The organism is Nocardiopsis sp. NPDC101807, from assembly GCF_044766605.1.
GTDB lineage: Bacteria > Actinomycetota > Actinomycetes > Streptosporangiales > Streptosporangiaceae > Nocardiopsis > Nocardiopsis tropica.
Genome location: NZ_JBIWMK010000012.1, coordinates 41,423 through 65,682 on the forward strand (window position 1 = coordinate 41,423; position 24,260 = coordinate 65,682).

General features: G+C 73.1%; 17 protein-coding genes. 12 read left to right on the top strand and 5 right to left on the bottom strand.

Going from position 1 to position 24,260, the window contains the following annotated elements; all coding sequences use genetic code 11:
- Positions 1-170: 170 nt before the first annotated feature.
- Positions 171-3,101: a transglycosylase domain-containing protein gene (locus ACIRPH_RS29225; protein ID WP_402920017.1), complete on the bottom strand. Its 2,931-nt coding sequence runs from the start codon at positions 3,099-3,101 to the stop codon at positions 171-173.
- Positions 3,102-3,960: 859 nt separating this feature from the next.
- Between ACIRPH_RS29225 and ACIRPH_RS29230 the strand changes: the two genes are divergently transcribed.
- Together ACIRPH_RS29230 and ACIRPH_RS29235 are read left to right on the top strand one after the other, a co-directional pair.
- Positions 3,961-5,031: an inositol-3-phosphate synthase gene (locus tag ACIRPH_RS29230; protein WP_402920019.1), complete on the top strand. Its 1,071-nt coding sequence runs from the start codon at positions 3,961-3,963 to the stop codon at positions 5,029-5,031.
- Between the two features lie 59 nt (positions 5,032-5,090).
- Positions 5,091-6,386, top strand: coding sequence for an MFS transporter (locus ACIRPH_RS29235; RefSeq protein ID WP_402920021.1), 1,296 nt, complete (start codon positions 5,091-5,093; stop codon positions 6,384-6,386).
- A gap of 136 nt (positions 6,387-6,522) precedes the next feature.
- On the opposite strand, the gene ACIRPH_RS29240 is transcribed toward ACIRPH_RS29235, so the two are convergent.
- Entirely contained in the window at positions 6,523-7,044 is a 522-nt protein-coding gene (locus ACIRPH_RS29240) for a GNAT family N-acetyltransferase (protein WP_402920022.1), read from the bottom strand.
- Between the two features lie 262 nt (positions 7,045-7,306).
- On the opposite strand from ACIRPH_RS29240, the gene ACIRPH_RS29245 reads away from it, so the two are divergent.
- Entirely contained in the window at positions 7,307-8,032 is a 726-nt protein-coding gene (locus tag ACIRPH_RS29245) for a class I SAM-dependent methyltransferase (RefSeq protein ID WP_402920024.1), read from the top strand.
- Between the two features lie 16 nt (positions 8,033-8,048).
- On the opposite strand, the gene ACIRPH_RS29250 is transcribed toward ACIRPH_RS29245, so the two are convergent.
- Positions 8,049-9,548, bottom strand: coding sequence for a CCA tRNA nucleotidyltransferase (locus tag ACIRPH_RS29250; RefSeq protein ID WP_402920025.1), 1,500 nt, complete (start codon positions 9,546-9,548; stop codon positions 8,049-8,051).
- 366 nt (positions 9,549-9,914) lie between these two features.
- On the opposite strand from ACIRPH_RS29250, the gene ACIRPH_RS29255 reads away from it, so the two are divergent.
- From ACIRPH_RS29255 to ACIRPH_RS29280, 6 genes are all read left to right on the top strand, one after another.
- Positions 9,915-12,533 carry a DUF6049 family protein gene (locus ACIRPH_RS29255; protein WP_402920229.1) on the top strand — a complete coding sequence of 873 codons (2,619 nt, stop codon included), beginning with the start codon at positions 9,915-9,917 and terminating at the stop codon, positions 12,531-12,533.
- A gap of 188 nt (positions 12,534-12,721) precedes the next feature.
- Positions 12,722-14,551 (top strand): murein biosynthesis integral membrane protein MurJ, encoded by a 1,830-nt coding sequence (gene murJ, locus ACIRPH_RS29260; RefSeq protein WP_402920027.1) that lies wholly within the window; start codon positions 12,722-12,724, stop codon positions 14,549-14,551.
- Positions 14,552-14,708: 157 nt separating this feature from the next.
- Positions 14,709-16,493, top strand: a complete 1,785-nt coding sequence (gene murJ, locus ACIRPH_RS29265) for a murein biosynthesis integral membrane protein MurJ (protein ID WP_402920232.1) — start codon at positions 14,709-14,711, stop codon at positions 16,491-16,493.
- A gap of 279 nt (positions 16,494-16,772) precedes the next feature.
- The gene (locus tag ACIRPH_RS29270; protein WP_402920029.1) at positions 16,773-18,350 is read left to right on the top strand and encodes a protein kinase family protein; all 1,578 of its coding nucleotides are present in this window, start codon (positions 16,773-16,775) and stop codon (positions 18,348-18,350) included.
- A 24-nt stretch (positions 18,351-18,374) separates the two neighbouring features.
- Entirely contained in the window at positions 18,375-19,001 is a 627-nt protein-coding gene (gene sigM, locus ACIRPH_RS29275) for an RNA polymerase sigma factor SigM (RefSeq protein WP_267947342.1), read from the top strand.
- Positions 18,998-19,849 (top strand): anti-sigma factor family protein, encoded by an 852-nt coding sequence (locus ACIRPH_RS29280; protein ID WP_402920031.1) that lies wholly within the window; start codon positions 18,998-19,000, stop codon positions 19,847-19,849. Before sigM ends, ACIRPH_RS29280 begins: the two co-directional genes overlap by 4 nt.
- 102 nt (positions 19,850-19,951) lie before the next feature.
- Here ACIRPH_RS29280 and ACIRPH_RS29285 read toward each other — a convergent pair whose 3' ends face one another.
- On the bottom strand, positions 19,952-20,653 hold the full coding sequence (locus tag ACIRPH_RS29285) for a response regulator (RefSeq protein WP_402920033.1): 702 nt from the start codon (positions 20,651-20,653) through the stop codon (positions 19,952-19,954).
- Positions 20,650-21,828 carry a sensor histidine kinase gene (locus ACIRPH_RS29290; RefSeq protein WP_402920035.1) on the bottom strand — a complete coding sequence of 393 codons (1,179 nt, stop codon included), beginning with the start codon at positions 21,826-21,828 and terminating at the stop codon, positions 20,650-20,652. Before ACIRPH_RS29290 ends, ACIRPH_RS29285 begins: the two co-directional genes overlap by 4 nt.
- A 198-nt stretch (positions 21,829-22,026) precedes the next feature.
- Here ACIRPH_RS29290 and ACIRPH_RS29295 point away from each other — a divergent pair, with 198 nt between their 5' ends.
- From ACIRPH_RS29295 to trxA, 3 genes are all read left to right on the top strand, one after another.
- Positions 22,027-22,461, top strand: coding sequence for a hypothetical protein (locus ACIRPH_RS29295; RefSeq protein ID WP_402920038.1), 435 nt, complete (start codon positions 22,027-22,029; stop codon positions 22,459-22,461).
- A gap of 165 nt (positions 22,462-22,626) precedes the next feature.
- Entirely contained in the window at positions 22,627-23,559 is a 933-nt protein-coding gene (gene trxB, locus ACIRPH_RS29300) for a thioredoxin-disulfide reductase (RefSeq protein ID WP_402920041.1), read from the top strand.
- 84 nt (positions 23,560-23,643) lie between these two features.
- Positions 23,644-23,967, top strand: a complete 324-nt coding sequence (gene trxA, locus ACIRPH_RS29305; protein WP_402920044.1) for a thioredoxin — start codon at positions 23,644-23,646, stop codon at positions 23,965-23,967.
- Positions 23,968-24,260 lie beyond the last annotated feature (293 nt).

Below are 24,260 nucleotides of genomic sequence, written 5' to 3' on the forward strand. Positions count from 1 at the left end.
GGGGGGGGGGGCCCCCCCCCCGCCCCCGCCCCCACCCCCCCCCCCGGGGCCCCCCCCGCCGCCCCGGGGGGGGGGGGGGGGGCCCCCCCCCCCCGGGGGGGGGGGGGGGGGCCCCCCCCCCCCCCCCCCCCCCCCCCTCGGTCGGTCCTCCCGCCGTGGCGGGAGGGGGGTCACTCGTCCCGGCCGAGGACGATCATCCTGTTGTTCTCGTTGGAGCTGCTCCGGGGCCAGGTCCAGCCGTCGTCGTCACCGCTCGCGTCGTCGCCGGGGTCGCCCGGCGTGGTCTGCTCCTCGCACCAGGAGGGCGGGTTCGGAGAGGTGCACTCCACCGGGACCTCGGGGTTCTCCTCGTTCTGGCACTCCCAGTCCAACGCGTCGCACTCCGGCGGGGACTCGACCCCCTCGCAGTTGGGGTTGTTCTGGTCGATGTTCGCCGGGTCGCACTCGGGGAAGTCGGAGGGCTCGTCCGAGGGCTCCTCGCTCTCCTCCTCGGTGGGCTCCTCGCTCGGGCTCGGCGTGGGCAGGAAGCTCTGGTCCGCGCCGACGTAGGCGGGCGGCGGGAACTGCTCGACGGGCATGCCCTCCACGGCCGTCGTCATGAACTCCTTCCACACGTTGGCCGAGGTGGTGCCACCGAAGATCTCGCTCTCGGGCTGCCCCTCGAACTCCAGGGAGAGGTTGGCGTCCGCCCGGCTGAGCCCGACCGCCGCGACGAGCTGGGGCGTGTAGCCCACGAACCACGCGGAGACCGCCCCGCTGGAGGTACCGGTCTTGCCGGCGACCGGGCGCCCGTCGGGGAGCGCGGCGCTGGAGCCACCGCCCGCCTCGACCACCTGGGTCATGGCGTAGGTGACGTCGGCGGCGACGTCGGCGGAGACCACCTGGGTGCCCTGCTCGATCTCGTCCGCGTCGTCGGGCGCGATGACCGTGCCGTCGGCCATCCTCAGCTCGGTGACCATGTGGGCCGGCCTGTGGAGTCCGCCCGCGGCGAAGGTGGCGTAGGCGGACGCCTGGTCGAGGGCGGTCACCTGGTGGGTGCCGAGCGCGACCAGGGGCCCCTGGGTGGAGGTGGTGATCTGGTCCTCGTCCACACCGGCGTCGACCGCGGTCTGGTCGACCGCGGCGGCGCCGAGGCGTGACGTCAGTTCCACGAAGGGGGTGTTGACCGAGTCGGCCGTGGCTTGGACGAGGTCGACGGGCCCGTAGCTGACGCCGTTCGCGTTCTGCACCGGGCTCTGCAGCTCCGGGAAGTTCTGCGGCGAGTCGCCGTCGAACATGCTCCGGAGGCTGATGTCGTTGCTGAGCGCGGTGGCGAGCACGTAGGGCTTGTAGGAGGATCCGGCCTGCGTGCGGTGGTGCAGGGAGTTGTTGACGACCTCGGACACGGCCGGACCGCCGTGGAAGGCGAGGATCTCTCCCGTGGCGGGGTCGACCGCGGTGAGGCCCTTCATCGTGTCCTCGGGGGTGCCGGGGAGGACGTCGAAGGCGCCGGTCGCGGCGTCCATGAGCGCGGGGTCGAGGGAGGTCTCGACGACCAGGCCCTGGGTGGCGACCGTCGCGGCGGTGATGCCCGAGCCCTCGTAGCGCTCGGTGATCTCCTTGATGACCGCGTCGCGCACGTAGCCGAACTTGGGGTCGACGTCGGCCTCGGCGGTGGGGTCGTAGGGGATCCGCTCGGGGATCTCCAGCGCCTCGGCCTCCTCGCGCGGCAGGCCGCGGCCGGTGCCCTCCTCGTGCATGAGGGCGAGCTGGTCCTGGATGTAGGGCCAGCGCTCCTCGTTGAGGTACGTCCTGGTCCAGTCGCCCATCTCGGTGGCCTCGAAGTTGCTGGGCATCTGGATGATGAGGCCCAGGAAGGCGCCCTCCTCCGAGTTCAGCTCCGACACGCTCTTGTCGAAGTAGGCCTGGGAGGCCATCTCGATGCCCGAGGCGCCGCGGCCGAAGTAGATCGTGTTGAGGTAGGCCTCGAGGATCTCCTCGTGCTCCAGCTGCTGGCCGAGCTTGATGGAGATGAAGATCTCGCGGATCTTGCGGACGATGCGGTCGTCCTGTTCGAGGTCGCTGTAGTAGTTGCGGGCCATCTGCTGGGTGATGGTGGAACCGCCGCCGGCCTCGCCGCGGGAGAGGATGGCGCGCCCGATGCCGGTGATGCTGATGCCGGGGTCCTGGAAGAAGGTGCGCTGCTCGGCGGCGAGCACGCCGTCGATCACCTCGGGCGGGATGTCCTCGTAGTTGACGGCGACGCGCCGGACCTCACCCGTGGTGACCGCGACCTCGGCGGGTTCGTCGCCCTGCGGCGCCCACATGATCTGGGTGGCCGACATCTCGTTCTCGGCCTTGAGCGTGAGGTCTTCCTCGTCGGGGGCCTGGGCGTACAGGACCGCGAAGGCGGCCACGCCGCCGATGACCATCAGGCCGAAGGCCGCGAGCGTGGGCTTCCACGCCTTGGAGAAGAACCGCTTGTACCAGGGGCGGTCGTCCGGCTCCTCGTCGCGGGACCGGCGGCGTCCGCCGCCGCCACCCCTGCCGCCCGAGCCCGCGGCGGCCCGGGTGCCCCGGCCCGCGGCGCGGCGGCCCTCCGAGCGCGAGCCGTGCTCGCGGTCCCGGTCGCGGGGGTCGCGCGGGCCGCTGCCCGCCCTGCGGCGTCCGCCGGAGCGGGCCTCGTTCTCGGGGGGGCGGCGGCGCTGCCCCTCGGGGCGTCCGCCGCGCTCGCCCTCGGGACGGCGCCGGGGGCGGTCGCCGTCCTCCGGCCTGCGGGGCCGCTCTCCCTCGGGACGACGGCGGGGGCGGTCGCCGTCCTCGGGGCGCCTGCGCTGGCCCTCGGGGCGGCGGGGGCGTTCGCCCTCGGCTCTGCGGCGGCCGCCCTGGCCCTCGGAGCGCGCCTCGTTCTCGGGGGGGCGCGGACGGCGCGGGCGCTCGGCCCCGCCGTCGCCCCGGCGGGCGCCGCCGCCGGAGCCCGATCGACGCCGGCCTCCGGACTGCTGGTCACCCGGCGGCGGGCCGTCGGCCCTGCGCCTTCCGCCCTCGCCCCGTGGACCGTCGCCCGGGCCATCGGCCCGGCGACGGCCGCCGTCGGCATTCCGTCGTCGTTCGGTACTCACGTGGTCCTCGATTGCCTCTCACGGCCGGTCGGCCTGACGATTCCTTGGTGGAAACGGGGGGACGGTCCCCCTGGGGGATCGGTGATCCGCGACCTGTTCCTCGGGCGACCTGGGCGAATCGGCCCCGCGGGGCCGGGTCCGCCTCCTCACCGGTCGTTCAAGGCTTGATAAAAGGGACGCACAGAGGCGGTTCGGGGTTTTCAACAGGTCGCGAAGACGTTAGCCGCTTCATCCTCCTGATCGTTGGCCTGCGGGAGCGCTGCCCGCTCGTCGGTGCTCTGTGCCGACGGGACGTCACCGCGGCGGGGGCTCCGTCCGGGGGCTCTACCGGCTACGCACGCAAATCAAAGGTCACGTTAGAGCGATGGAACGGTATAGCACAACTCACGCGCGAGGCTATCGCGCGTCATGGGACACCTGGCCATGTTGCGTCCGAAACCGCCCGTCGCGCCTGTTCAGAGTGCGGGAACCGAACACCGGTAGGCGCCGGGGCCGTGTCCGCGCCACGCTCGGGGTCCTCGTTCGCGCAGGTCGGGGGCGGTGTGTGAGATTTTGCCCCCAGTGTCTCCGGATATCCGCTGGACGGAGGGGGTCGGTGCGCCGCCGGGCGGCCGTGTCGGCGGTGCGCCCTACGGTCCCCCGATCTGGCGGAGATAGAGTCATAGCTGAACAAAACAGCCATACATGCATGTTCTCTCCCGGGCGGCCGATGGCCGCCCAGGGGGAACAGAAACGCCGTGTTCGCTGCTGACCACATACGGAAGACGAACGCAGGACGACGAACCCGACCGCCTCCGGCGCGGGGCCGTCGCCGTGCGCTGTGGAATCCATGTTCGCGGAGAAGAAGGAGCAAGGACCAATGGGTTCGGTACGTGTAGCCGTCGTGGGCGTCGGCAACTGTGCGGCATCGCTCGTGCAGGGCGTTCACTACTACAAGGACGCCAACCCCGAGTCCCGGGTACCCGGCCTCATGCATGTGCAGTTCGGGCCGTACCACGTGAGCGACATCGAGTTCGTCGCCGCCTTCGACGTGGACGCCAAGAAGGTGGGGCACGACCTGGCCGACGCCATCACGGCCAGCGAGAACAACACCATCAAGATCTGCGACGTGCCGCCGACCGGCGTCACCGTCATGCGCGGCCCCACCTACGACGGCCTCGGCAAGTACTACCGCGAGATCGTCCAGGAGTCCCCCGAGGACGCCGTCGACGTGGTCGCGGCCCTCAAGGCCGCCAAGGCCGACGTCCTCGTCTCCTACCTCCCCGTGGGTTCCGAGGAGGCCGGGAAGTTCTACGCCCAGTGCGCGATCGACGCGGGCGTCGCCTTCGTCAACGCCCTCCCCGTGTTCATCGCCTCCGACCCCGAATGGGCCGACAAGTTCACCCGGGCCGGCGTCCCGATCATCGGCGACGACATCAAGTCGCAGATCGGCGCGACCATCACCCACCGGGTGCTGTCCAAGCTGTTCGAGGACCGGGGCGTGATCGTCGACCGCACCTACCAGCTGAACTTCGGCGGCAACATGGACTTCAAGAACATGTTGGAGCGTGAGCGCCTGGAGTCCAAGAAGATCTCCAAGACGCAGTCCGTCACCTCGCAGATCCCCCACGAGCTCAAGGCCGGCTCCGTGCACATCGGCCCGTCGGACCACGTGCCGTGGCTCGACGACCGCAAGTGGGCGTACATCCGCCTGGAGGGGCGCGCGTTCGGCGACGTCCCCCTCAACCTGGAGTACAAGCTGGAGGTCTGGGACTCCCCCAACTCCGCGGGCATCATCATCGACGCCGTCCGCGCCGCCAAGATCGCCAAGGACCGCGGCATCGGCGGCCCGATCCTGGAGCCCTCCTCCTACTTCATGAAGTCCCCGCCCGTCCAGTACAGCGACGCCGAGGCCCACGACAGGGTCGAGAGCTTCATCGCGGGCGAGTAGCGGCCTGTGTGGGGCGGCTGCCCGGGGCCCCGGCCCCGGGCACGCCCTACGCTGGTCCGGTGTCCTTCTTCGGTGATCTGCGCGCGGTCCTGCGGGGCCCGCGGTTCCGCCGCCTCTTCGGTACCCGGCTGGTCTCGCAGTTCTCCGACGGGATCTACCAGGCCGGGCTGGCCGGTTTCGTATTCTTCAACCCCGAGCAGCACACGAGCGCGGGCGCCGTCGCGGCGGCCTTCGCCGTCCTGCTCCTGCCGTTCTCGGTGGTGGCGCCGTTCGCCGGGGTCCTCATCGACCGGTGGCCCCGCCGCCAGGTCCTCCTCCTGTCCTCCCTGGCCAAGGCCGCGCTCGCGGCCGTGAGCGCCCTCCTGGTGTCCGGGGGCGAGGGGCCGGCCTTCTTCGTCGCGGCGCTCCTGGTGCTGAGCGTCAACCGCTTCTTCCTGTCCGGCCTCTCCGCCGGCCTGCCCTACGTCGTGCCCCGCGAGAAGCTGATGATGGCCAACGCCGTCACGCCGACCTGCGGCACCGCGGCCAGCTCCCTCGGGACCGGGGCGGGCCTGGCCGTCGGCCTCGTCGGCGGCGCGGCCGCGCTCGGGACGGGGCTGATCCTCCTCGTCGCCGCGCTCGGCTTCGCCGGCGCGGCCCTCGTCTCCCTCACCCTGGGCCACCGGGAGCTGGGGCCGCACCTGGAGCGCGAACCGACCGAGGTCGCGGACGCCGTCCGCAGCGTGGTGCGGGGCATGGTGTCCGGGGTCCGGCACATCTGGGAGCGCCCCGCCCCGAGGGACGCCCTCGCCACCATCGGCGTCCACCGGGTCCTGTTCGGCGTCTCGACCCTGCTGACGCTGCTCCTGTACAACAACGCGTTCGCCGACGGCGGCGTGGCCGGGCTCGCCGGCTTCTCGGTGTCGGCCGGGCTCCTGGCGGCGGGGTTCTTCCTGGGCGCCGTGGCGACCCCGTGGGCGACGGCGCGGATGGCGGCCGGGACCTGGATCGCCCTCCAGTTGGCGGTGGCGGCCGCGGCCCTGGCGGTGTTCGGCCTGCCGTTCTCCGCCGCGCTGTTCCCCGTGGCCGCGTTCGTGCTCGGCTTCGTCTCGCAGGGGGTCAAGGTCACCGTCGACACCCTGGTCCAGCGACATGTCGACGACGCGTTCCGGGGCCGGGTCTTCTCGGTGTACGACGTGCTCTTCAACGCGACGTTCGTCCTGGGCGCGGCCCTGGCCGCCGCACTGGTCCCGCCCTCGGGGATCAGCGTGCCGGTGGTCGCGGGCATGGTGGCCGCCTACACGGCGGCGGCCGCCGCCTGGGCGGTGCGCGGCTTCCGCGTCAGGGAGCCGGAGGCCGTGCGGGAGGCGGCGTAGGCCGTGTTCCGCGGACCGTTCCGGGCCCGCGGGCGCCGGGCCCGCCGAGAGCGTCCGGGGGTCACGCCCCTGCGGTCCGGCGGCATGTCGACAGGTGGACCTGTCGACGTGCCGACCCGGCGCGACCGGCTCCCCGTCAGCCGTGCTCGGTGGTCTCCTCGTAGACGCGGAGGCCGCGGGCCAGGTAGTTGGCCAGCGCGTGCTCCCCGTCGAGGGAGCAGGTGTGCAGCCACACCCGCCGGGTCGGGTCCCGGTCCGGCCAGCGCCCGGCCAGGTCCCAGGCGCGTTCGAGGGCCAGCGTGAGCATGTGCCCGCCCATCCCCCTGCCGAGGAAGCCGGGCACGAGTCCGAGGTAGGCGATCTCCACCTCCCCGTCGGGCTGGGCGTCCAGCTCCGCGTAGCCCGCGGGGGCGCCCTCCTCGTACAGGACCCAGGTCTCGCGCCCCGGGTGGTCGACCCACTCCCGCCACTGCTCGGCCGGGAGCCCGAGCCCGTCGGCCGCCTCCCAGCCGCCGCCGACCTCCCCGCCGTGCATGAACCGGCTCAGCACGGGGCTGGGGATCTCGGCCCGGGAGAACGTCACGCCCGCCCCGGGTTCCCGCGCGGGGCGCAGGTCGGCGGGGTCGGTGGACTCCAGGTACCAGGTGGTGATCGTCACCTCGCCAGTCTCCCCGCTCCCACCCGGCACGACAAGGACGGGGATCACTCCCCGGCCGGGCCGCCTCCGGGACCGCGGTGCCCGCCGGGCCGCGCACGTGTCGACGTGGTGACATGGCGACGGGTCGGCACGGCCCCCGTTCCGCCCGGCGGAACGGCCCCCCGGCCGGTCCGGCCGCACACCGTCCAATCCTTCCGTGACGGCGGAGTCACGTGTTGTAGTGTCCCGGAAAAGACTCGTCGACACACAGGGATGGTGCGCCATGGGCGGCGAACTGGGCCCCGGGACCCCCTCCGGCGCCTTCGGGGCGCGCGGGGTGACCAAGCGGATCGGTGCGGTGTCCCGGCAGCTGCCCGTCCGCGGCGACCGGTTGCTGGACGTGGGGTGCGGGGACGGCACGTACACCGTCGAACTCGCCCAGGGCTACGTGCGCGTGGACGCCATCGACGTCGAGCCCGGCCGCCTCGACGCGTTCGCCGACAGGATCGCGGGCACCGGTTTCGAGGACCGGATCGGCCTCCACAAGATGTCCGCCGACGCGCTGGCCTTCGACGCCCACACCTTCGACCGGGTCACGGCGTTCGAGGTGGTCGAGCACATCGAGGACGTGGAGGGCAGCCTCGCGGAGATCCACCGCGTCCTCAAGCCCGGCGGGGCGCTCTCCCTCACCACGCCCAACCGGTGGTTCCCGTTCGAGACCCACGGGGTGCTGTGGGGGCGCAGGCGCAGGTCCGCCCTGACGGCGCCGTTCCTGCCCTGGGTCCGGCCGCTCCACGAGCGCATGTCGGACGCGCGCGCCTTCACCACCCAGGAGATGGGCCGCCTGCTGCGCGCGGTCGGGCTGAGCATGCGCGCCGTCGACTACGTGATGCCGCCGTTCGACCGCCGGACCCGCGGGCTCCAGTCCCTGTCCGACGGCCTGGAGGGCACCCCTCTGCGGGTGTTCGGCATGGCGATGGCCGTGACCGCGGTGAAGCCGCACCGCTGACCCCCGCGAGGCGCCCCTACAGGTGTTCGGCCGCCCAGGCGCGCAGCTCCGCCGCCGCCTCCTCCTTGCCCATCGGCCCGTTCTCCAGGCGCAGCTCCAGCATGAAGCGGTACGCCTTGCCGACCTCGGGCCCCGGAGAGAGGCCCAGGACCTCCTGGATCTCGTTGCCGTCGAGGTCGGGGCGGATGCGGTCCAGCTCCTCCTGCTCGGCCAGCTTCCCGATGCGCCGCTCGATGTCGTCGTAGGCCCTCGACAGCGCCGCCGCCTTGCGGCGGTTGCGGGTGGTGCAGTCGGCCCGGGTGAGGATGTGCAGCCGCTCCAGCTGGGATCCCGCGTCGCGGGCGTAGCGGCGCACCGCGGAGTCCGTCCACTCCCCCTTGCCGTAGCCGTGGAAGCGCAGGTGCAGGCCGACCAGCGTGGACACGTCGGAGACGACGTCCTTGGGGAAGCGCAGGGCGGTGAGCCGCTTGCGGCTCATCGACGCCCCCACCACCTCGTGGTGGTGGAAGGTGACCCGGCCGCCCCCCTCGAACTCGCGCGTCTTGGGCTTGCCGACGTCGTGCAGCAGCGCGGCCAGGCGCAGCACCAGGTCGGGCTCGTGGCCGCGTGACCGCTCCAGGTCGAGGGCCTGGTCGAGGACGGTGAGGGAGTGCTCGTACACGTCCTTGTGCCGGTGGTGCTCGTCGATCTCCAGGCGGAGGCCGGGGATCTCCGGGAGCACGTACTCGGCGATGCCCAGGTCCACCATCAGCTCGATGCCGCGGCGCGGGTCGGGGCTGACCATGAGCTTGGTCAGCTCGTCCCGGACCCGTTCGGCGGAGACGATGGACAGGCGGTCGGCCATGCCGCGGGCCGCCTCGGCGACCTCCGGCGCGAGCGTGAAGCCGAGCTGCGCGGCGAAGCGCACCGCGCGCATGATGCGCAGCGGGTCGTCGCTGAAGGAGTCCTCCGGGCGGCCAGGCGTGCGCAGCACGCCCGCCTCGAGGTCGGCGAGCCCGCCGAAGGGGTCCACGAACTCCAGTTCCGGCAGGCGCACCGCCATCGCGTTGACGGTGAAGTCGCGCCGGAACAGGTCGTCGTGGATGTCCGTGCCGTAGGCCACGTCGGGTTTGCGGGACTTGGGCGAGTAGGACTCGCTGCGGTAGGTCGTGATCTCCAGCTGGTGGCCCCCCTTGCGCAGGCCCACCGTGCCGAACTCGATGCCGACCGTCCACACGGAGTCGGCCCAGCCGTCCACCAGCTCCAGGATGCGGGAGGGGACCGCGTCGGTGGTCAGGTCGACGTCGTTGGAGCGCCTGCCGAGGAGGGCGTCGCGGACCGGCCCGCCGACGAGGGCGAGCTGCTGTCCGTGCGACGCGAAACGGGCGCCGAGCTCGTCCGATACCGGCTGGACGGCCTCCGCCAGCGCGGTGATCGCCGCGCGCCGGGTACCGTTCAGCGCCCCCGGTCCCGGGACCGCCCCGGCGTCCGGCCGCTGGTCGGCGTCGTTCTCACTCGAAAACTCTGTGTTCGGCACACCACGCAGATTAGGCGGCCGCCGGTCCAAACTGCGAATCGTCCCGCGGCCCCCGGCGGGGCCGGGTCGTCCACGGGTCGGCCCCGGCTCTGGTGGAGCGCACCCGTTTGATGAAAGAGTGGCCCCTCCGCCGAGCACCACGCGGTGGTCCTCCCCCGACCCGGGGGACAGGGAAGACGGTATCTTCGGGTGGAGTGGTAGGACCGCGGTCATCTCGCGCCCACCCGACCCGCGTACGCCGTGTGCGCCGTGCGGGCACCCCGAGCGTCTCCGCCCCTTCACCGTGTTCCCCGGCGGGACGGCCACCTGGACCCGAATCAGGAAACCGGTCAAGCGTTGCGTCGAATTGCCTCCGCGACGGTGGTCATGGCCATGACCACCGCGCTGCTCCCGATACCGGCCGCGCACTCACCCGCGCTGGCGGACCCCGAGGACGACGGCTCCGTCGAGCCGCTCGTCGTCGAGCGCATCACACCGGACGCGGTCCGCGAGGACAGCACCCTGCGGATCGCGGGCGAGGTGACCAACACCACCGCGGACAGCGTGCGCGACGTGACGGTCCGGGTCAGGTACTCCCGGCACCCGTTCACCAACCGCGACGAGCTGGACGAGTTCGCCTCGGGGGACGGCTGGCAGCCGAACGCGCCCGGCCCGGACGAGGAGGTCGCCTCCGCCCTGCCGCCCGATGCCTCCGAGGAGTACTCGCTGAGCGTCCCGGTCGAGGACCTGGACCTCTCGTCCTACGGCGTGTACCCGCTCGTGGTCGAGGCGGTCGACGGGGACGGCGGCGTCATCGGCTCCCAGTACACGTTCCTCCCCTACACGGGCTCCGGCGGGGACGACGTGCCCTCCGTCGACATCGCGTGGGTGTGGCCGCTGATGGACCGGCCCCAGCGGGCCGACGACGACACCTTCCTCAGCGGCGAGCTGCGCGAATCGGTCCGCGCCGAGGGCAGGCTGGGCCGCCTCCTCTCATCCGGTGCGCAGGTCCCCCTGGACTTCGCGGCCGGCGAGGAGGACCTGGTCGAGCTGCTCGGCCTCGGGGAGGAGCCCGGGGCGACCCCGCCCGAGGAGGACGGGGCCACCGAGGAGGAGACCGCCGACTCCGTCCCGAGCGAGGAGGCCGCCGAGGACGGCGGGGAGGACGACGAGGAGCAGTCCGGCGCCGAGGGCGACGGCGGCGGGGAGGAGCCCGGCGCCGAGGGCGACGGCGGCGGGGAGGAGCCCGGCGCCGAGGAGGAGTCCCGCCCCGCGCGCACCGAGGGCGTGCCGATCACCTGGGCGGTGGACCCCGGCACCCTCGACGACGTCCACCGGATGGCCGCGGAGGACCACGAGGTCCTGGAGGACCTCCTCGCCGTGCCGGCGGAGGCCGACCCGGTCAGGCACGGGGCCGGCGCCGACGAGTCGGCCCAGGTGTGGCTGCGCGAGGCGCGCGCGGTGCTCGCCCGCGACACGGTGGTGGCGTCCCCCTACGCCGGCGCCGACCTGGGGGCCCTGCTGCGCAACGACATGGGGGACGACGCCGCCGCCTCGCTCCGGCTCGGGCAGGAGGCGGTCCTGCGCGCCCTGTCGTTCGAGGCGGACGGCGCCTTCGCGATGCCGCCCGGCGGGATGATGGACGACCCCGTCTACGAGTTGTACGCCGCCCAGGGCGCCACCCGCTTCCTGCTGGCCGAGGACGCCATGCCGCCCGCGTCCTGGATGTCCACGACCCCGACCGCGCAGGCCCCGCTGGCCGCTCCCGAGGAGGAGCCCGTCGAGGACCCGTTCGCGCTGGTGGCCGACGCCGGGATCACCGACGTGCTGTCCATGCCGTCGTGGGAGCCGGGCGAGTCCGCGCTCGCGCTCCAGCGGTTCGCCGCCGAGACCGCGATGATCGCGGGTGAGAACGCGGGCGGCGACCGCGTGGTCGTCGCCTCGCCGGACCCGGGGTGGGACCCCAGCCCGGAGTTCGCCGACGGCGTGCTGGCCGCCTCCGACGACCTCCCGTGGCTGTCGCCGGAGAAGCTGGACGAGGTCGAGCCGGCCGACGCGGACGAGCGCGAGGACACCCGGCGCAACCTGGACTACCCGGACAGCGCCTCCGAGGACGAGCTCAGCCCCACCTACCTGGGTCTGGTCGAGGACGTCAACAACGACGTGCGCCTGTTCAACAGCGTCCTGGTGGACGACGTCGACCCGTTCCGCCCGGCGCTGCTGCGCCTGGCGTCCGTGTACTGGCGGGAGGAGGAGGCCCTCGCGGGCGCGACCCGCTCCCTCGTCCTGGGCTCCGTGCAGGACCGCATGGGCGACGTGCGCGTCATCCCCGGCGAGCCGGTCACCCTGGCGAGCCAGACGGGCACCACGGGCGTCCTGGTGGCCAACGACCTGGAGGACCAGGCCGTCATCGTGCGCCTGTCGGTGTTCTCCGAGAACTCCGAGCGGTTGAGCATCGGCTCGTACACGGACTTCTTCGAGATCGACCCCGGCGCCAAGACCACGGTGTACGTCCCGTTGTCGGCGCGGGTCAACGGCCGCACCGAGCTGACCGTGAGCCTGCACAACTCCGCGGGCGAGCCGATCAGCACGCAGGACACCGTGATCCCGGTGAACGCCACCGGACTGGGCACGCAGGCACTGCTCATCAGCGGCATCGGCCTGCTGATCCTGGTCGCCGCGCTGGCGCCCCGCGCCCTGCGCAAGTGGGCGCGCAAGCAGGCGTCCCGCTCCGACTCCGCGGAGTCGGGGGCCGGGGGGCAGGACGGCGCCGCGACCGGGGGCGACGAGGGTGACGGCCCCGACGGCCCCGACGGCCCCGGGGACTCCGCGGACCCCGCCCCTCCCGGGGCGGCCACCACGCCCGGGGACCCCGGAGCGCCCGGGGAGGCGGAGGCGTCCGCGCCCTCCACCGGGTCCGGGGGGCACACCGCGGCCACCGGGGCAGGAACCCCGGAGGCCGGGGGGGACGCCCCGGAACGGGACCCGGACGGCTCCGGGAAGTGACCCCGGGGCCCCGACGGACCGATGGGTGACACGGCTCCTTACCGACAGGACGTCATGTCGACACACCCGCACATCTCCATGTCGGCACACGCGGCGCCGAGCCGCGTGTCCGGCCCGGCCGGACAGGCGCCGGACCACGGCGCCGCGGACGGACCCTTCCAGTCGGATGAAAGGAACCCTGATCCACGGTGGTCACCGACTCTCCGAACGGCGGCGGGAAACACCGCCGTTCCCCCCAGCCCGAAGGCCCCCTCCCGGGTGAGAGCACTCTCCGTCCCAGCGGCGGCCCCATGCCCTCCTTCGAGGAGGGCGAACTGCCCGAGCCCGGCGCCGTCCCCTCCGGGGACGCCGCCTCCGGTTCCGGGGCGGGAGACGCGGGGGCGGGTTCCGGGGCGGACTCCGGCGGGATGATGCGCTCCAGCATGATCATGGCCGTGGGCACCATGGCCTCCCGGCTCACCGGGTTCGCCCGCACCATCGTGCTCGGCGCCGCCATCGGCACCCACCTCCTCGGTGACGCCTACCACACGGCCCACACGATCCCCTTCATCCTCAACGACCTGCTCATCGGCGGGCTGATGGCCAGCGTCATCATCCCGTTCCTGGTCAAGCGCAGGAAGAACGACGCGGACGGCGGCAAGGCGACCGAGGACCGCCTGTTCACCACCACGGTCCTGGCCCTGTTCCTGCTGACCGCCGCCGCGATCCTGGCGGCCGAGTTCCTCATCTGGATGTACGGGTCCCGGTTCACACCGGTCCAGTTCGAGGCGTCCGTCTACCTGGCGAGGTTCCTGCTCGCGCAGATCTTCTTCGTCGGCCTGAGCGGCCTGCTGAGCGCCATGCTCAACACGCGGGGCAAGTTCGGCGCCGCCGTGTGGGCTCCGGTCCTCAACAACGTCGTCATCATGTCCGTGGCCGCCGTCTTCCTGTGGGTCGCCGGCCCCGGCCGCACCCCCGAGACCGTCACCGACGGCCAGCTCACGCTGCTCGGCGCGGGCACGGCGGGCGGCATGCTGCTCCAGGCGGTCGTGCTGTTCGTCGCCCTCTCCCGGACCGGCTACCGCTGGCGCCCCCGCCTGGACCTGCGCGGCTCCGGCCTCGGCGACGCGCTCCGCACCGCCGGGTGGATGATGCTCTACACCCTGCTCACGCAGGCCGGCCTGTGGATCACCACCAACATCGCCAACGCCGCGAACGTGGCGAGCATCGAGCAGGGCCTCGACGTCGGCGCGGGCATCAGCGCCTACAACCTGGCGTACCAGCTCTTCCAGCTGCCGTACGCGATCATCGCGGTCTCCCTCATCACCGTGCTGCTCCCCCGGATGAGCGCCCACGCCGACGACCGTAACTGGGACGCGGTCCGCGGGGACTTCTCCAGGACCCTGCGGGTCTCCGCGTTCGTCCTGGTGCCGACCGCGTTCGCGGTGGCGATGTTCGCGGAGCCGCTGTCCGTCCTGGCCTTCGCGCGCGGGTCCATCTCGGTCGGCGACGCCTCCAGCATCGGCCAGATCCTCGCCGTCATGTCGCTGGGCCTGGTGCCGTTCACCGTCTTCCAGCTCATGCTGCGGGTGTTCTTCGCCATGGGCGACACCCGGACGCCCGCGATGATCGGGGCGGCCAACCTCGCCGTGCACAGCGGCCTGGCCCTCGTCTCCTACCTGCTGCTTCCGCCGAACCTGGTGGTCGTGGGGGTGGCCTCGGGCTTCATGGTCTCGTTCCTGTCCGGTCTGACCATCGCCGGACTGGTCCTGAGCCGGCGCATCGGCGGACTTGACGGAAAGCACATCATTGGCACATTGTTGCGCCTGCACCTGGCCGTCGTCCCGAGCATCGCGGCGGGCCTCGGTGTGCTCTGGTTCTTCGACGCCTACGTCGGTCCCGGCCTGGCCTCCTACATCGGCGCCCCGGTCACCGGGTGCGTCGTCGGCGCGCTGCTCTTCCTCGGGTTCGCGCGGCTGCTGCGCGTCCCGGAACTGAGCGCGGCGGTGGAACTGATCCGCGGCCGCCTGCGTCGTTGATGCCGTAGCGCCCCGGCTCTGATCCCGCCGAAGGTCTCCCCCGAAGCGCCCCGACCGAGATAAGGACGTCCCGACGGTGCCCAGCGATCACACCCGAGAGCAGGACCCCGCACCGGGCGGGGCGTCCGACGAGGCCGGGGCGCGCCGTCGCCGCCCCATGGTGATGCCGGAGGACGTGCTCGACACGTACGAGCGCGACGAGCCGGAGGGCGTGCCCGAGACCGGGCTGCGGACGGTCCGCGATCCGAGCGACATCGGTGACGTGGGCACCGCCGACCGCCTGGAGGACGGCGACGAGATCGGCGGCAGCTCCCACACCGCCCCCGGCAACATCGCCAGGTCCAGCGCGGTCATGGCGCTGGGCACCATCGTCTCCCGCGTGACGGGGTTCGTCCGGACCATCCTCCTGGCGGCGGCGATCGGCACCCAGCTGCTGGGCGACGCCTACCAGACCGCGGGCATGGTCCCGTACATGATCTACGACCTGCTCATCGGCGGGTTGCTGGCCAGCGTGTTCGTGCCGTTCCTGGTCAAGCGGCGCAAGCTCGACCAGGACGGCGGGGACAGGACCGAGCAGCGCCTGGTCACCCTCATGCTGCTGGCGCTGTTCGTGATCACGCTCCTGTCGGTCCTGGTGGCGGAGTGGTTCATCAGGATCTACGCGGGCGAGTTCACGGGGGCGCAGTACGAGGTCTCGGTCGTCATGGCCCGGTACCTGGTGACGCAGATCTTCTTCATCGGGGCGAGCGGCCTGGCGAGCGCGATGCTCAACGCGCGCAACAGGTTCGGCGCCCCGATGTGGGCGCCGGTGCTCAACAACGTCGTCATCATCGGCGTCCTCCTGTGGTTCATGGCGGTCGCCGGTCCGGGGCGCACCCCGGAGACGGTCACCCCCGGCGAGCTGATGCTGCTGGGCCTGGGCACGGCCATGGGGCAGGTGCTCCAGGCGGCGGTCCTGGTGTGGGCGCTGGCCGCGGCGGGCTTCCGCTGGAGGCCGCGCCTGGACCTGCGCGGCTCGGGCCTGGGGGAGGCGGCCGGCGCCGCCTCGTGGATGATGCTCTACATCGTGGTCGCGCAGCTGGGCGCGCTCGTCTCCACCAACGTGGCCACGCGCGCGGGGACGCGCGCCGCGGAGCTGGGTTTCGACTCCGGGGCGGGCATCACCGCCTACAAGTTCGCGTCGATGCTGTTCCAGCTGCCGTACGCGATCATCGCGGTCTCGGTGATCACCGCCCTGCTGCCGCGGATGAGCGAGCACGTGGCGGCGGGCCGCAAGGACCAGGTGCGCAGCGACTTCTCGCGCGGGTTCCGGCTCTCCTCGGTGCTGATCGTGCCGATCTCGGTCGCGATGATCGTGTTCGCGATCCCGTTCTGCGTGATGATCTACGCGCAGGGCAGCACGACGGCGTCCGACGCCGCGGCGATCGGGCGCATCCTGATGGTCTTCTGCGTGATGCTGATCCCGTTCACGCTGTTCCAGCTCCAGATGCGCGTGTTCTACGCGCTGGGCGACACCCGGACCCCCGCCCTGGTGTCGATCCCCTCCGAGGCCGCCCACGCGGTGACGGCGATCGCCCTGCTGTTCGTGGTCGAGCCCCAGCACGTGGTGGTGTGGCTGCCCGTGCCGTACGGTCTCTACTACATCGTCGGCTCGGTGGTCATGTGGTACCTGCTCCACCGGAAGCTCAACGGCATGGACGGCCGCCGTACCGCGGCGACCCTGTTCAAGCTGCACGTGGCCACGGTCCCCGCCGCGGTCTTCGGGTTGGCGATGATCTACGCCTTCCGGGGTCTGCCGGGTGATCTGTGGCCGGGTCTGGCGGCGATGCTGGCCGGGGGCGTCGTCGGTGCCGTACTGTTCGTGGTTACCGCGAAGTTCCTGAATGTGACTGAAGTCACATCGTTCCTCGATTTGCTCAGAACACGGCTGCGACGCCGCTGATCACCAGGAATGGATGACGTTGGGTAGCCGAGCACCGATACGCCCCGGAAGGTGAATGAGTATCCGATGTCCTCCGAAGATGCTGTTCAGGCGTCCTAGCATGGACACGCATCGCTTTACCGCTACAGCAATGTTCATCCGAGCTGCCCGAAGGGAGGCTGGGGACAGCAGGCAGGGCCGATAACCCCCTCGCGCACACCCCGCACCGCCGCGGTCCCCAGGGACCCGTCGCGGGAGGAGCGCGCGGAGCTCACGGCACTGGCGTCCGTCACTCCCAACATGAGCACCTTCCTGATCGAACCCGGGGCGAAGCTGGCCAACCGGTACCGCCTCGACCAAGTGGTGAGCGAGACCGGCGGGGCCACCCGCTGGAAGGCCACCGACGAGACCCTCGCGCGACCCGTCGCGGTGTGGACCTTCACCGAGGGCTTCCCCCGCACGTCCGAGGTCGTGCGCGCCGCCAGGGCCACGAGCCGCATCCCCGACGCCCGCGTCACCCAGGTCTTCGACGCCGACGACACGACCCCCGTCCCCTACGTCGTCGAGGAGTGGGTCATCGGCTCCTCCCTCGCCGACCTCCTCTCCCAGGGCCCCATGGAGCCCGAGCGCGCCGCGGGCCTGGTCGCCGAGGCCGCCGAGGCCATCGCCGCCGCGCACGCCGGCGGGCTCCACCACCTGTGCCTGACGCCGAGCAAGCTCATGTGGAGCAGCGGCGGGGCCGTCAAGGTGACCGGCATCGGCGTCGACGCCGCGCTGCTGGGCGCCGTCGTGTCCGACCCCGCCGCGGTCGACGCCCAGGGTCTGGGCAACCTGCTGTACGCGGCGCTCACCGGGCACTGGCCCGGCGGGCCGCAGAGCGGCCTCCCCGGAGCCCCCCAGGGCCCCGCGGGCCCCTACCCCCCCGGACAGATCCGCCAGGGCGTCACCGAGCCCCTCAACACCATCACCACCCGCGCGGCGCTGCCCCAGCTCGCGGGCCAGATGGTGCCCGGCCCGCCCATCACCTCGCCCGCGGACTTCTGCGCCGCCATGGCCGAGGTCCCCCGGCTCATCCCGCTCCCCGTCTCCCCCGTGGAGTCCGCTCCCCCCGAGCCCGGGACCTCGCGGCGCACGGGCGAGCTCGACACCACCGGTTCCGGCCCCCGCCGGAGCGCCCGGGGCGGCGGCTCCGCCCGCGGCGCCACCGCGGCGCGCAGCGCCTCCGCCCCCCGTGCGGAGCGCGCCGCCCCCTCCCGCATGGACCAGCGCGCGGCCCGCTCCCAGGCCTCGCCCAAGAGGATCCTCGTCGGCGTCGTCGCGGTCGTGCTGTTCGCCGCCGTGGTCGTGGGCGCCTGGAGCCTCGGTTCCAGCCTCCAGCCGGGTGATGACCCCGCCACCCCCAGCGCGGGCTCCGCCGAGGACCCGGCGGACGACGCCGCGGACGCGGCCCCCCTGGACATCGTCGGATCGCGCGGCCTCAACCCCCACGGCGACACCGACGAGCACAGCGCCAACGCGCCCCTGGCCTGGGACGGCGACCCCTCGACCGCCTGGAACACCCAGGGCTACAGGGACCCGCTGGACATGATCAAGCCCGGCGTCGGCCTCCAGCTCGAACTCGGCGCGAGCCACGAGATCCACGCGGTGGACCTCGACATGGCCGGCGACGGGTACGAGTTCGAGATCCGGGTCGGCGACGCCAACGGGAGCTCCGAGAACGACTACGAGGTGGTCGCCAGCGGCAGCGGGTCCTCCCAGGAGGTCGTCCTCGACGAGCCCGCCACCGGTCAGTACGTCCTGGTCTGGTTCACGGCCCTGCCCCAGAACGGGGGGGACTACCGTGGGACCGTCAACGAGGTAGAGGTACGCGGAACCTAGTAGTGGGATATGTGATCAGCGCTGATGGACGCGGTCCACGAGCTTCCTGACCGGGAGCTGTTGACGAGGCACGCTCAGGGTGACGAACAGGCGTTCGGGGTACTGGTTCGCCGCCACCGTGAGCGCCTCTGGGCTGTCGCAGTGCGGATGATGGGCGACCCCGAGGAGGCGTCGGACGCCCTCCAGGACGCGTTCCTGTCGGCGTTCCGCGCCGCCGAGCGGTTCCGCGGGGAGTCCCAGGTGACCACCTGGCTGCACCGGATCGTGGTCAACGCCTGCCACGACCGGCTGCGCCGGCGCAAGGTGCGGCCCGCCACCCCCACCGAGGACGCCACCCTGGACGTGGTCGCCAACGAGCGGCTGGGCCGCGCCGGGGGCGCCCCGGACCACGCCTCGCAGACCGAGGCCCGCCTCGACGTGCACGCCGCCCTGGACCTGCTGCCGCTGGACCAGCGGATGGCGCTGACCCTCGTGGACATGCTCGGCTACCGGGTGGAGGAGGCGGCCCAGATCCTCGACGTGGCGACCGGCACGGTCAAGAGCCGGTGTGCCCGGGGTCGCGCCAAACTTCTTCCGTCACTGGCCCATCTGAGGAACCCCCGGGATCCGCGAGACGTCACATCTGGGAGAGGAGGTGCCAACCCATCGTGACGTCCCATCCAGACGTGGAGGCACTCGCCTTCTTCGCCGAGGAGCTCCTGGAGCCCGGCGAGGAACGCACCGTCGCATCCCACATCGAGACCTGCGCGACCTGCGCGACCACCCTGGAAGAGCTCACGGGGGTGACGGAGGCGCTGTCCGCCGCACCCGCTCCCGAGATGCCCCGGGACGTCGCCGACCTCCTCGACCGCCGTGTCGCCGAAGCGGTGCGCGAGCGGGCGGAGAACGGCGTCGCGCCGGAGCCCGCCGTCTCCGGCCCCCCCGCCGGGGTGACGCCGCTCCCGCGGCGCCGACGCGGTCTCGGCGGCGTCGGCCTGCCCCGGCTGATGATGGTGGCCGCCGCCGCGGCGGTCGTCGCCGGCGGCGGCGCGGCCCTGTTCAACGGCCTGGCCCCGCAGGAGGAGACCGGCGTCGCCGCGCCCCTCCAGCAGGACGGGCCGGAGGAGGCGGTGCCGGACACCGCCCAGGCCTACTCGCCCCAGGTGGTGCGGAGCGGCACCGTCTACACCGGCGACGGCCTGGCGGAGCAGGCCTCCCGGACCCTCGGCCTCTCCCCCGTGGGAGCCGTGCAGGAGGACGGCGCCGACCCCCTGGCCGCGGAGGAGAGCCCCCCGCCCGGGGTGGCGGAGTGCGCCGGACGTCTCGGCGAGGCCCTCGACACCCGTTTCAGCCTGGTCGACGACGCCCACTACGGCGACGGGACGACCCGGGCGTGGGCCATGTTCGCCCTCGACGGCGGCGAGTACGACGTGTACGTGGTCGATCCGCTCTGCGCGCAGGGCGGGGACGCCGAGGACAGCGTGATCGCCCAGGAGCGCGTGCCCGAGCCCGGCCCCTGAGCGGACCCGTCGGCCGGGGCGGGTCCGCACGCCGCCCGGTCGGCCGCCGGACGCGGGGGGCGGGACCGCGAAGGCCGACATGTCGGCCCCGCCCGCGCCGTGTCACCCGCCCGGACTGACCAGGCCCGTCTCGTAGGCGATGACCACGAGGCCCACCCTGTCCCTGGCGCCGAGCTTGGACAGGACGCGGCCCACATGCGTGCGGGCCGTGGCGGGGCTCAGGTGGAGCTCCGCGCCGATCTCCTGGTTGGACAGCCCGCGCCCGACCAGGGCCAGCACGTCGCGCTCCCGCGCGGTCAGCACGTCCAGGCGGCGGGCCGCCTCCGGGGGGACCGAGGTGTCGGCCACCCTCTCGATCACCCTGCGCGTGACCGCGGGGGACAGCAGGGCCTCCCCCGCGGCGACGGTCCGCACCGCCGCGCGCAGCTCAGCGGGTTCCGCGTCCTTGAGGAGGAACCCCGAGGCGCCCAGCCGCAGCGCCGTGAACACGTTGTCGTCCTCCCCGAAGGTGGTGAGCACCACCACCCGGGGGCCGACGGACGCCGCCGCGTGCTCCGGCTCCGGGGCCCGTGTCGACCTGTCGACCTGTCGACGCCCCAACTCGCGCAGGACCGCGAGGCCGTCCACCGCGGGCATCTGGAGGTCGAGCAGGACCACGTCGGGACGGTACCCGTCGATGTCGGCGAGGGCCTCCCGGCCGTTCCCCGACTCCGCCACCACCTCGATGCCCCCGTCGCGCTCCAGGAGCGCGCGCACGCCCGTGCGGACGAGCGGCTGGTCGTCCACCAGCAGGACCCGGATCACCGGTCCCCTCCGAGCGGCAGCCGCGCGTGCACCGTGAACCCTCCGCCGGGCCCCGGCCCGGCCTCCACCGAACCCCCCACCAGGCGTACGCGTTCGCGCATGCCCGCGAGCCCGCTCCCGGGGGCGCCCCCCGGCCCCGCGCCGGCGCCGCCGGCCGCGGTGGGCGGGCCGTGCCGCCCGTCGTCGGTCACCCGCACCTCCAGGACACCGTCCCTCCTCGTGAAGACCACCCGGACCCGGTCGGCCCGGGCGTGCCGGAGCGTGTTGGTCAGCGCCTCCTGCACGATCCTGTAGGCGGTCGCGTCCACCATCCCCGGTATCTCTCCGGCCACGGGCTTCCCCTCCACCTCGACCGCCACACCCGCCGCCCGGACCGAACCCGCGAGTTCGTCCAGGTGCGCGAGCGAGGAGGTCCGCTCGCCGCCCGGATCGGCGTCGCGCAGGGCGCGCACGGTGGAACGCAGCTCGCTCAGGCCCGCGCGGGACGCCTGGGTGACGTGCACGAGCTCCGCACGCGCCGCCTCCGCGTCCGCGGGGTCGTCCTCCAGTGCCTCGGCCGCCACCGCCGCGTGCAGGGACACCACCGACAGGTGGTGCCCCACCGCGTCGTGCAGGTCGCGCGCGATCCGCGTGCGCTCCAGCGCCAACCGCTCGGCCGCCTCGGACTCGCGCGCCTGGGCGTCCAGGACGGCGGCCCTCTCCCGCTGGTGGTCGGCCTGGCGCCGCTGCCACTGCGCGTTGCCCAGGGCGATGGCCGCGCCCATGATCGCCGCCGTGGAGGGCAGCTCGTACCCCAGGAGGTAGGCGGGGTCCTGCCCCTCGCCCAGCCGGGCGAACGTGGAGACCGCCACCAGCGCCGCCGCCGTGCCCGCCGACCACGCCGTCCGGCCGGCCTCGGCCGCGGAGTACAGGGCGGCGGCGGCAGGGACCGCCAGGCCGATGGTCGGCAGGTCGATCACGTAGTTGGCGACGATGAGCACCGCCGTCGCCAGGAGCACCCCCACCGGCCACCGCCGCCGCGCCGGCATGAGGCCGCCGAGCACCGCGGCCATCGTGTAGCCGAGGGCGAGGTTCCCCCTGTCGCTGACGTCGGATCCGACCGCGATCGCCACCACGGCGAAGACGGCGAACCCGAACAGCGCGTCGACGACGACGTCCTGGCGGTCGCTGGGCATGCGGTGATTCTACGGACCGGCCCCCCGGCCCGCACGGGACCGGGGACGCCCGCCGCTACGCGCCGCGGCGTACGCCGACCGGTCGGGACCGCGTACCGGGACGCGGTCCGCACCGGACGCGCGAGGGGGTCGGCGGTCCCTACCGTCGGGGCTGTCCGTCCCGGCGCGCCGGGCGCGCCACGACCACGCGAGGTGCCCGTGAACCAGCCGCAGCCCCCGTCCGCCGGACCGTTCTCCGGTGTCCCGTGGTCGCTCGTCCTGGGCCTCGGCGCCCTGGCACTGCTCCGGCCCCTGCTGAGCGTCACGGGCGTCGCGGAGGCGATCGACTGGAGACCGCTCCTCCCGCTGGGGATGACCGCCATGATCACGGTCGCGTGGGTGGCCGCGGTCGTGGTCGCCCGTGTCCCCCGGCCGCTCCTCACCCTCGTGTACGCGGGCCTGGCCCACGCCGTGTTCTCGACCGTGCTCGGCGCCGTGCTCTCGCCGATCGTGCGGGGCGTGCCCCGGGGTCCGCTCACCGACCCGCTCGCGCTCGTCTCCGTCCTCGCCGCGAACGCCCTGTGGGGGCTCCTGGCGGGGGCCGTCGCCGTGGCGGTCCGGGCGGCGCTGGAGGACCACCGGCGGGGCCCCTGAGCGGCGGGCCCGGGCCGCGGAGCCCCGCGGCGCATACCCCGCCCCCGTAGGCTGGGCGGATGTCCCAGGGGGAATGCCCTGCGCCTACCATCGGTTGTGCTAACCATCTTCCCCTGAGGTCACGACGCGTGGCCAGGGCAGCGACTGTGTGAAGGGCCTACGAGCGTGAGTGACGTCCGCAATGTCATCATCATCGGTTCCGGACCGGCGGGTTACACCGCTGCCGTGTACGCCGCCCGAGCCGAGCTGCGCCCGCTGGTGTTCGAGGGTTCGATCACCGCCGGCGGCGCCCTCATGAACACGACCGAGGTCGAGAACTTCCCCGGCTTCCCGGACGGCATCATGGGACCGGACCTCATGGACAACCTGCGCAAGCAGGCCGAGCGCTTCGGAGCCGAACTGGTCCCCGAGGACGTCACCTCCGTGGACCTGGACAAGCCGGTCAAGGAGGTCGTCGCGGGCGGGGAGACCTTCCTCGCGCACACGGTCATCCTCGCCACCGGGTCCGGCTACCGCGAGCTGGGCGTGCCCGGCGAGAAGGAGCTCTCCGGACGGGGCACCTCCTGGTGCGCCACCTGTGACGGCTTTTTCTTCCGCGACCAGGACATCGCGGTGGTCGGCGGCGGCGACACCGCCATGGAGGAGGCCCTCTTCCTCACCCGCTTCGCCTCGTCGGTGACCGTCATCCACCGCCGCGAGGAGCTGCGCGCGAGCCGCATCATGGTCGAGCGCGCCGAGGCCAACGAGAAGATCCGCTTCCTCTGGAACTCGGAGGTCACCGAGGTGCTCGGCACGGAGCGCGTCACCGGCCTCCGGGTCCTGAACAACAAGTCCGGCGAGACGAGCACGCTCGACGTGACCGGCCTGTTCGTCGCCATCGGCCACGACCCGCGGGTCGAGCTGTTCGACAAGCAGATCGAGCTGGACGGGGAAGGCTACGTCAAGGTGGACTTCCCGTCCACGCGGACCACGCTGGAGGGCGTGTTCGCCTGCGGCGACGTCGTCGACCACCAGTACCGCCAGGCGATCACGGCCGCCGGCACCGGCTGCTCCGCCGCCCTGGACGCCGAGCGCTTCCTCGCGGCGCGGGGCAACTGACGCCTCCGCCCTCCCGCGGGCCCGCCCGAGAGGGCCCGCGTCCCTCCCCCCGCCATCCCGCCACCAGGTGAACCAAGGAGAACCATGTCCACTGTCAAGCACGTCACGGACGCCACCTTCGAGGAAGAGGTCCTCGCCAGCGGCAAGCCCGTCCTGGTGGACTTCTGGGCCGACTGGTGCGGTCCGTGCAAGCAGATGGCCCCGGTCCTGGACAAGCTGGCGGCGGAGTACGGCGACAAGATCGAGATCGTCAAGCTCAACACCGACCAGAACCCCGAGACGCCGCGCGCCTACAACGTCATGTCGCTGCCGACGATGAACCTCTACAAGGACGGCGAGGTCGTCAAGCAGCTCATCGGCGCCAAGCCGAAGCGCGTCCTCGAGAAGGAGCTCGCCGACTTCCTGTAACGGGGCGCGGGCGACACCAGAGGCGACGAGAGGCCCCCAGGTCCACCCTGGGGGCCTCTCGCGCGTCCTGGCCCCGGGGAGCCTGGGGGCGCCCCTCCCGGGAGCGCCACGACGACCTCCGAGGGCCTCGCCCCCCGCGGTGCGTGTTTCACGTGGAACACGGCCGGCCCCGGAGGCCGGACGGGGGGGGGGGGGGGGGGGGGGGGGGGGAAAACCCCCCCCCCCCCCCCCCCCCGGCGCCGCGGGGGGGTGTTGGTGCGAAGACCCCCCAGAGAGCGGCCGGCCAGCCCCGA

What these genes read in the sequence shown, in the direction of transcription:
- ACIRPH_RS29290 (WP_402920035.1), bottom strand. Translation starts at nt 21,828, where the DNA reads ATGCCCAGCGACCGCCAGGACGTCGTCGTCGACGCGCTGTTCGGGTTC.
- ACIRPH_RS29245 (WP_402920024.1), top strand. Translation starts at nt 7,307, where the DNA reads ATGGGCGGCGAACTGGGCCCCGGGACCCCCTCCGGCGCCTTCGGGGCG.
- murJ (WP_402920232.1), top strand. Translation starts at nt 14,709, where the DNA reads ATGGTGATGCCGGAGGACGTGCTCGACACGTACGAGCGCGACGAGCCG.
- ACIRPH_RS29255 (WP_402920229.1), top strand. Translation starts at nt 9,915, where the DNA reads ATGGCCATGACCACCGCGCTGCTCCCGATACCGGCCGCGCACTCACCC.
- ACIRPH_RS29230 (WP_402920019.1), top strand. Translation starts at nt 3,961, where the DNA reads ATGGGTTCGGTACGTGTAGCCGTCGTGGGCGTCGGCAACTGTGCGGCA.
- ACIRPH_RS29270 (WP_402920029.1), top strand. Translation starts at nt 16,773, where the DNA reads ATGAGCACCTTCCTGATCGAACCCGGGGCGAAGCTGGCCAACCGGTAC.
- trxA (WP_402920044.1), top strand. Translation starts at nt 23,644, where the DNA reads ATGTCCACTGTCAAGCACGTCACGGACGCCACCTTCGAGGAAGAGGTC.
- sigM (WP_267947342.1), top strand. Translation starts at nt 18,375, where the DNA reads ATGGACGCGGTCCACGAGCTTCCTGACCGGGAGCTGTTGACGAGGCAC.